7 protein-coding genes are annotated in these 8,267 nt (G+C 60.7%); 1 reads left to right on the plus strand and 6 read right to left on the minus strand.

The genetic code is table 11. The features are described from left to right. The 4 genes from F8S09_RS17305 to F8S09_RS17320 all read right to left on the minus strand — a co-directional run. The coding region (locus F8S09_RS17305) for a transposase (RefSeq protein ID WP_322618896.1) at positions 1–352 on the minus strand (352 nt) is incomplete at its 3' end. 628 nt (positions 353–980) lie between these two features. Then, a complete protein-coding gene (locus F8S09_RS17310; RefSeq protein ID WP_104992283.1) occupies positions 981–1,589 on the minus strand; it encodes a hypothetical protein in 609 nt (202 codons plus the stop codon). A 174-nt stretch (positions 1,590–1,763) separates the two neighbouring features. Then, a complete protein-coding gene (locus F8S09_RS17315; RefSeq protein ID WP_152872677.1) occupies positions 1,764–3,248 on the minus strand; it encodes an ApeA N-terminal domain 1-containing protein in 1,485 nt (494 codons plus the stop codon). Between the two features lie 134 nt (positions 3,249–3,382). Then, positions 3,383–4,282, minus strand: a complete 900-nt coding sequence (locus F8S09_RS17320; protein ID WP_104992281.1) for a DUF4238 domain-containing protein — start codon at positions 4,280–4,282, stop codon at positions 3,383–3,385. A gap of 387 nt (positions 4,283–4,669) precedes the next feature. Here F8S09_RS17320 and F8S09_RS17325 point away from each other — a divergent pair, with 387 nt between their 5' ends. After that, a complete protein-coding gene (locus F8S09_RS17325) occupies positions 4,670–5,170 on the plus strand; it encodes a hypothetical protein (RefSeq protein WP_152872678.1) in 501 nt (166 codons plus the stop codon). 2 nt (positions 5,171–5,172) lie between these two features. On the opposite strand, the gene F8S09_RS17330 is transcribed toward F8S09_RS17325, so the two are convergent. Together F8S09_RS17330 and F8S09_RS17335 are read right to left on the minus strand one after the other, a co-directional pair. Further along, entirely contained in the window at positions 5,173–6,522 is a 1,350-nt protein-coding gene (locus F8S09_RS17330) for a TIR domain-containing protein (protein ID WP_158679993.1), read from the minus strand. Positions 6,523–6,782: 260 nt separating this feature from the next. Then, positions 6,783–7,763, minus strand: coding sequence for a Fic family protein (locus F8S09_RS17335; RefSeq protein WP_158679991.1), 981 nt, complete (start codon positions 7,761–7,763; stop codon positions 6,783–6,785). Between the last annotated feature and the right edge of the window lie 504 nt (positions 7,764–8,267).

The raw sequence follows: 8,267 nt of genomic DNA on the forward strand, positions 1-8,267 counted from the left end.
GTTGGAACGGCCAGGAACTCATCTGCCAGAATGCGGACGCGCTCCCCCAGAATCTGTGACGTAGACACTCCCAGATTTTCTCGGCTGGGAGCGCTTCCCCGTCGTTATGCAGGTGCAACTCCTGAGTAGAACTTAACTCCGGGGCGTACGGCGGAAGGAAGACCAAGGACAGGCGTTCGTGGTGCGCAACGAACGCCTGAGTGGCTTTGGACCGGTCAATGCCCGCGTTGTCCAGCACCACTACAATCTCTCCCTGGATCTGACGCAGCAGATGCTGGAAGAATCGGCTCACGTCTCCACTGCGAATCGCTCCGGACTTCGTCTGCCGGAAGAATCGCCCGTCCGAGGTGATGGCCCCAAATGGTCGAGAGCTTCTCCCAGTTCGCCGGGAGCGTGACCAGGGGCGTCACGCCCTGGTCGACCACGTCCGCCTCCGCACGCCTTTGAGCGAGAACCCGACCTCATCCAGATAGTGTGGCGAGGCAAGCTTCATGGCCCGGCAGCACGTAGAGGTCAATATGCGGACTGAACGTCAGTGTTCCCCCGATGCCGTCGTTATAAAAACCCATCACTCCCTGAGCCCGCTCCGCATCCTGGGACTATGGAGCGCTCTGAAATACCAACACATCCAGGGTGCTCCATTCGACATGGCAGTTGAGATGGGATATGCGGTCAACACAGCTTCCAGGTGGTCGCGCATGCCCCCCACCGCCGTGTCCAATGCTACACGGGCGCCCGGCGAGATGGGGATGGCCCTGCCTCGCTCAGCCTGGGCACAGACGTGCTTCAGCACCGTGCCACAGGCACCCGAAAGGGCAGGCGCGTGCACTACATGCACGTGCAGAACGGGGCGCGTCATCTACCCAGTCAAGCACGGCCATGACCCTTGAATGTATTCCCCACCGCGTGAAGGGCAACCTTTTCAACATTGATCACGGCGACCGTACACGCAGGGGTGAAGGCTGCCCTTCGTCCTGCCGTCAGTACACCTCGGGGCAGGCCGGTCCGGAGAGCTTTTCCTGATGCAACAGTGTGCGGGGCAGGGGAAAGGCCGAGACCGAGCGTCCAGCCTGTGCGGCAGCAGCTCGCAGAGCGAGCGCCGCCTGCTTGATATGGCCTAATTGAGCGTACAAAGCGTTGAGCGGGGCCGAGGACCGCTGGTGGCGAAGGTCATCCATCACCTGGGGCACGTCTCTCACGGGGACTTCGAATTGTGCTGCCACCTGGGGCGTGAGGGACATGACCTGTATGTCGGGAATGCCCAACGCGTGGAGTTGGTCCACTCGGTGAATGCCGTCTAACAGGAATGGCAGCGCCCCGCTCGGGCTCGGCATCTCCAGCACGATGGGTGGAACAGCCAGTTCGTAGGGAGTGAGAACTGGGGGTGAGGGCCGCCGCTTCCCAGCCAGAGCGACCATCTGCGTGGTCGGCATCCAATCGAAGACAGGATCTCCTCGCGTCGTGTATCCCCCACTCTGCACCTGGTAGCTCATCAGCCAGAGCATCGGCGTCACCACCCAGATGCGCTGCTGGTCAGCGATGACCTGAGAGAACAACTGGTTACGGGCTGCGGGCAGGGTGAACGTCACGCCTCAGTCTGCCGTTTGGAGCTTTGTCCTTTATCGACAAACTCTCGGGTAAGTCAGTGTCTGCCTACTGGACACCCAACCTTCCACCCGCACGTCGCCCCGGATTAGCGGCAGCCAGGCTCGGGACGGCCCGGACAGCAAATCGTGCCGTCGCTCTCGATAACAACGTTGGTCTTACCCTTCCCCTTTCTTGAAGTGTTCGTAGTCGAGTTTCAGCCTCGTCTCCTCAATTCGCTCCCGGAGTCGGGCCAGGACCGTATCGCGGTCCATGCCGAGGCGCAGCGCGATGGCACCGTAGGCCAACCATTTGATGGCCTGCGTCAACCAGTACAAACTCAAGCCGTCACGAGCGAGCAGCTTCTTCTTCCCTTCGTCGTTGTGAACCAGGGCGTGGCGGTTGTTCGCCAGCGCCGCAGCCAGGTCGAATGGCGTCAATGTGATCCTGTCAGCGAAGATCGGCCAGCACGCCTCGATGAGAGCCGTGGCCTTGCTTTGCAGCGAATGCTCGTTGGCCGTGTCGATTCGTGCGGCGAGGATGCTGCGCAAGGTCTCGGGCAAGTCCTCGGGAATCGCCGCTCGAAGCTCTCGGGCAACGTCCCTGAACATGCTCTTCTCGACGTAATACTGCTTCCCCCCCTCGCGGGCGAGCGATTCGACGATGCCCGCCAGGTCGGTGTATTGCGAGTCAAGCACGAGATCATGGGCGAACGCGACCACAACGAACGCGTTCACAGCGCGGCGCAGCTTGCGTTCAGCCCCCAGCCAGGTGCTGAAGACGACGGGAGCCCGCTCTCCTAGGTCCTCGTAGGGGAAGACGGGCGTGACGCGCTCGTCGACGCTGTCGTCAAGGCGCCCTTGGCTCGTCACCAGTTCGAAAGCCTCGTGCACTTCTGTCCCGTCCTCCAACACGGTCTGGATGTTGGAAGTCATGAGCCCGAGGCGTTTAATTTTGAGCCGTTGACCGACAAGCAAATCGAGAAGGATGTGGACCCGGCCGACGAGTTCGAGGAGCGCGTGGATGCTGGCTGGTTCGTCCGGGACGAGGGTAACTCGCCCATGTGCATCGAAGATGTGGCGTCCACCTGTGGGAGCGGAGGAGAAGTACGTTCGGAACTCCAGGGTCAGGTGCAGCTCTTCCACACGGACACTCGTGACGGGCACCTGATATTCGAGGACGAAGTAGTGGCGGGTCGGCTGGTCGTCCCTGAACTCGTACTCGAAGGGTGAGCCGGGGGGCCACCCAGAGAAGTTGTGCAGGTCTAGGGACAGGGCCGTGAAGCGCTCGGCTGATAGGTCGTCTACCCGACGTTCCCCAATTAACGCTAGCTGCGGCTCGTATTCGTAGTAGGCGGTGTCACGCTGGCGGCCGAGCCACTCGCCGCGAGAGTGACGAAAAGCGAGGTCGAAAAGTGAAACCGTCTTGCCCTCGGCAGTCTTCGCCGATAGCGTCGGAATATTGGGGTGGTCGGAGAACGGAAGGATGACCCGGAGCCGCCCTCGTTCCTTACCGACATCATGGGAACTGACTTCGAAAGCGTGCTCTCGAATGCCGATCATGTTGAGGCGCAACCCATCGTCTCGAATCTCGAAGTAACCGTAGCTGTCGAGGGTGTTGTCGGGCGCTTGCCACAGCCCGTGGTAGGTGGTGTGTGATGCCACGTCCCCAGGCTAGGGCGCGCCGCAACAAAAGTCAGGCTTCCCACCTGAGGACGTGGCCGTTGACCTGCTGATCGCTCGGACCTCTGGCAGGTGCGCGACTGACCAGCTCAAGGCGCACAGGCCAAGCAGTTCCTTTAGGGTTGGGATTGCCCGAGGTATTGAGCCTCGGCGCGCAGAAGAGCTTCCGCCCGCTCCAATTCCAGACGAGTCCTAGCAACAGCCTGCTCCGCGGCCATCCCCAAGATGATGAAGTTGTACTGGTCCATCATCCCTTCGGTAGCTTCGACAACGACGTTCTCGCCCAGGTGGCCGTTCTCACGGAAGCTAACTATGTCGGTGGTGACTACCAGATACTCGGCATCCAGAGGAAACAGCACCCGGGCACCATACGTCGCAAAGCCCACACCCATCCAGGGCGCCAGAGGTTCCCCAATGAGCATCACCGGGGCATCGCTGGTCAGGAAGGTGCGGCCTGCCGGAGCACGGACCACCTGCCAGGCATGCTGAGTCAGGATGTGCGCGATGGTCCCGATGTTGGCGTCATTCATGCCGAGGTCGAGATGTGCCCGAGCGTCCACATTCGCCTCAACCTTGAATTCATCAGGAAGGTCATTGTGTAGGCTACGGAATTGCCGCGTGAGCATCTCGGCGACGCCACCAAGGTTTTCCGCCAACACACGGCGAAACTCATGGGTACGAAGGTACTGCAAGGCCAGGTGAGCAGCAAGACGACGCTTGTGACTTGCCACAAGTGTTTGAGCTGCTTTGAAATGGTCTACAGATTCTCTTAACAGGTCTGCCAAATCGCCTTCAATATTCTGCGAAAAATGCTGTTCCAGTACTTGCTCCTGATCCCCAGGCCCGAAGTCATAAAACAGCTCGCGACTAGCAATATTCTGAATAGGAATTTCTACAATCTTAGTGTTCCGCTTGATTAAAGCGTGAGTACGCTCTATACCCGTCCCAGACGAAGATGAAGAGAATCGTCTGAGGTAGGCACGAGGAACAAAATGCTGTCGGATCGTCCTGTTCATGGATTCACTACCAATAGCCACTTAATCGAAAACGCTTCTGCCGATTTCTTCCTCAGGCACTTCCTCGCGTCCTGGCGCTACTCTTGTTGCACTTAAGGTACCTGAGACGCAGTGGAAAGGATGACAATCGGGTGCGCTGGGGCGTGACTTCGGCCTCCGCCCTTCCATCTCTCTACAGAAAAAGCCCAACGCTTTGGGAAAGAGGGAATGTGTGGGCTGATGACGCTCCTCTGGCGCTGCACGCCCTGGCGCACACGAGGGGGACGCAAATGATTCGGGCCAGCTCTCAATTATGGAACGTAGCTGAGCACCTGAGGCACAGTAAAGTAACGTGCAGAGTGTCTGAATCTACGGCGAGTAGGCGGACAATCGTCTCAGGGAACATATGTGGCGCACCTGATTCACGGCGTATCTTTTGGAGATGAGCATTCTGCAATGGAACCGACCTTCGTCAGCAGCAAAGAAACGGCGGCCCCGGTGCCCCATGAGCAGAACGCTATGACAGATGACGTGCGCAAATATCTGGAGATGATCCAGGGGGTCATCACTCGCCTCGCCTCGCACTCCTTTCTGCTTAAGGGATGGACTGTGACGCTCGCCAGCGCCCTCCTCGGGTTCGCGGGCCGTGAGCAAGACGACCAGCTCGCCCGTCTAGCCCTCCTGCCAACCCTTATCTTCTGGGCACTCGACGCGTACTACTTGGGACAGGAGCAACGCCACCGCCTCTTGTTCGCCCAGGCTCGCGACGGTGTCTCGCCCCCTTTTTCTTTTAATGCGCCGCCTCTGACCCTCGGCACTTGGATTCGTGCCCTGTGGAGCGTAACTGTGGTTGGCCTGCACGGCAGCATCTCACTTTTCGCGCTTTACCTGTCTTTTGTCTGGCGGTGAGTCTATGTCTGGCGCTCCGCCCGAGAAAGCGTGATCTCGCCCTCAACGTTCACTTCTGTACGGCCTTCTCCATATGGGGCCTGACGGTACCCGCGAAGCGTGATGGGAAGGCGATCCCCTTTCGAGGGACCGACCTCAAGGGTCGTGATGTGTTCCACGACCCCTAAGGTCTTGAGGTGGTAGACGAGCAGCAGCCTCGCTGCTGCCAAGAAGGTTCCCTTCGTACCCGCCCAAGTGCGCCAAAGGGTCAGCAGCAACCCGGCACGAAATTGTACGTCCCTGTCCCGGCCGTAAAGGGGCAACGTCCAAGACTCTCGGGACTGGGGCTCCTCAGCGAATACGATGAAGCGTGCAGCGCGTTCTGCCAGCGCCCGGTCGTCTTGCCCGATGAAGATCCGCTGCCGGGGCGAGCGCTCGGGCCGCAGTGTGACCACCGCAACTGCACGGTCGCCCTCTCCTTCATGGGTCACGTCCTGCACGCTCACATTCGCTCCATCCAGGCGGTATGCGAAGGCCAGGGTACTCCCCCAAGCGGGGCCTCGTGGGTCACGCAGGGTCCGCAGCCGTGCCTCCTCCTCACCGCTCCGTGGGCGCAGGTGCAGGGTGATGACATCGTCGGTTTCGCGGTACCGGGCAGCCTCGTAGATGTGATTACCCAGCAGCGCGAAGGCCGGAGCCGTGCGGGGCAAGCGACCTGTTTTCTTGCCGGTGTTCGGGGAAGGTCGGCGGCGAGGATACTGGCTCACGGGGGGCGGAGGCACCAGGCCGGGACGACGTTCGGCGAGGAGACGAACCGCAGTGTTCGCAATCTCCGGCAGGGTGTTCTCGCGCACGTCGAGGTAGCCCTTGGTCGGGGCGAGACCGGGCACAGGTGTGTCGTCGATGCGCACAGGCAGGATGTAGTCCGGCTGCTTGAAGGCGCGGGCCTGGGCGAATTCACGCTCAAGGCCGGTCCAGGCTTTCTCGACGTAGTGACGCGACGCGAACATCACGCAAAAATGCGCCCGGTGTTCGTAGATGTCGGCGAGGTGCTCGTAAAGGTTTCGGCCCCACAGGTCGTGTTTCTCAGCGTTGTCGTAGAAGACTCGCATCCCGCGTTTGGTCAACAGCCGGTGAAGCGCCTGGGCGTATTTGCGATCCTCACCGGCAAAGGACAGGCAGAAGTGGAAAGGACGCTCGGTAGACGCGGCCGGACGTTTAGAGCGCTTTTTCTCAGTTGCTGGCTGGGAGGGGCTATCCGGTGCCTTTCGCGCTGTTTTTCGCAGTTGTCCTACCCGATCGAGCGCCTCCTTGAGCAGCGCGAGACGACGCCGGACTGCTTCTTTCGCCAGATCGAGGGTGGTGTAACGCATGGGGAGGGCGCGGAGAACCTGAGCCGCCTCTGGTCCCAGACAGGCGTCCATGACTTCCGTGCCCTCCCGGCCCCACTGGCGAAGCGTGCTTGTGAGTTCACGAGCGGCGTCCGTATCAACCCTGAGGTCAGCAGGCGTGCGTCGCCGGGTCAGCGCTTCACCCCGTGTGATCAGCTCACGCAACTGCCTCTGTGCCTCGGCGCGAGGGACCTGTAAGGCGAGATCCTGGGGTAGTAAAGCGGGCTGGACTTTGCTCATCGTCAGCCTTCCCCTTCTGCCGCGCGCTCACCCAGAAACAACTTCGGGTGGCTGACCAAGCGTCTGCCGCGTTTGACGGCGATAAGGCGCCCGCGTGTCACCCATTGCCGCAACGTCGCTTCCTGGACTCCGAACATCGGGGCAAGGTCACGCAGCTCGCGCAATTCCTGGCCTGTCTCCACCGCCGCAATGATGAGACGGTCGAGCTGGGGTTGTACCCCCTCCCGCAGCAGGGCCTCCAATGGTGCGAAGTCGCCTTCCCGTAGGGCGCCGCTCAGGGCCTGCTCCTCGGGAGGTGGAAAGCCCGCGTGAAAACCGAGGTCAGCCGCTTCGAGAGCGGCATAGTAGCGATCACGCTCCTCCTGGGCCTCGCCTTTGATGATGACGGGGGGCAGGCCTTGCGTGACCGCCAGGTAATTCATCAGGATGCGCCCAGCACGGCCATTGCCGTCCGTGAAGGGGTGGATGCTCTCGAACAGGGCATGCAGGCGGGCGAGGGCCGGAATCGGGGGAAAGCGCGTGAGGAGGTCAGGGACGAGCCGTACGAAGGCACGGACGTAAGCTTCCACGTCATGTGCAGGAGGGGTCACTTTGGCTCCCTGGATGCGGATGGCCCCCAAGCGAAATTCGCCCCGGCGCCCGGTGAGTTCACGAAAGAGTGCGCTGTGGGCGTGACGCACGATGGCGACCGTGAAGCCGAGTTCTCCTTCACGGGCCTGCTGCTGGGCGAGGTCGTACAGGCCCTGGGCGGCGCGGTAGTAGTTGAGGATTTCTGGAAAGGTCTTGCGTCCGGCAAGGACGGCCCGGAGCTCCTGTTCGGTGGCGAAGTAGCCCTCGATGGAAAGCGACTGGCGAGTCTCCTCCTGGAGCATGTACAGCCACTCCCGGTTCTGCACACCCGTCTCGGGGAGGCCGCCGAGGTCGCGCAGCAAGCGGCGGCGGCCCTCAAGATCGATGTCGGCGCGCGAGGTGGGGCGTGTCACAGGAAGAGGATTGGTCGGCATAGTCGAAGAGTGGTTGTGGGGCAGGAAATAGACATAAAGACCCGTCGGCTCTCCCCCTACACTGTCACAGAAAATACTACAACAACCCGAAAAATAGCGTGTTTATCGACTTGAGCGTTGTAACAGCAGGTAGCTATTCTGCCTTCCTGTGACAAGGAGCCACTCAACGCTGGAGTCGACGCATGTACTCACCGATTCTCCAGCATCGTCTCCCACATGCTTTACGTGCACTCCTGATCCATGTCCTACGAGTTGTTCTTGATCGGCCCTCGATCAAAGTCAAGCTATGGCCCGCCTGGACTTTTGGTGATACACCGCGTCCATCCAGCCACAGTCGGCGAGTTGCCGACTCAACCGGTAATGCTCCAGAAAATCCTTCCAAAATCACCCGCCCACTTGCGAGGGTCGGGCACGCTGGAGGGAAATTATGGGAAAGCAACGGAAAAAGTGGCCGACGGACACCAAGGAGCACATCGTCCTGGC

It is taken from the genome of Deinococcus terrestris (genome assembly GCF_009377345.1).
GTDB classification, from domain to species: domain Bacteria; phylum Deinococcota; class Deinococci; order Deinococcales; family Deinococcaceae; genus Deinococcus; species Deinococcus terrestris.

What these genes read in the sequence shown, in the direction of transcription:
- F8S09_RS17320 (WP_104992281.1), bottom strand. Translation starts at nt 4,282, where the DNA reads ATGAACAGGACGATCCGACAGCATTTTGTTCCTCGTGCCTACCTCAGA.
- F8S09_RS17330 (WP_158679993.1), bottom strand. Translation starts at nt 6,522, where the DNA reads ATGCGTTACACCACCCTCGATCTGGCGAAAGAAGCAGTCCGGCGTCGT.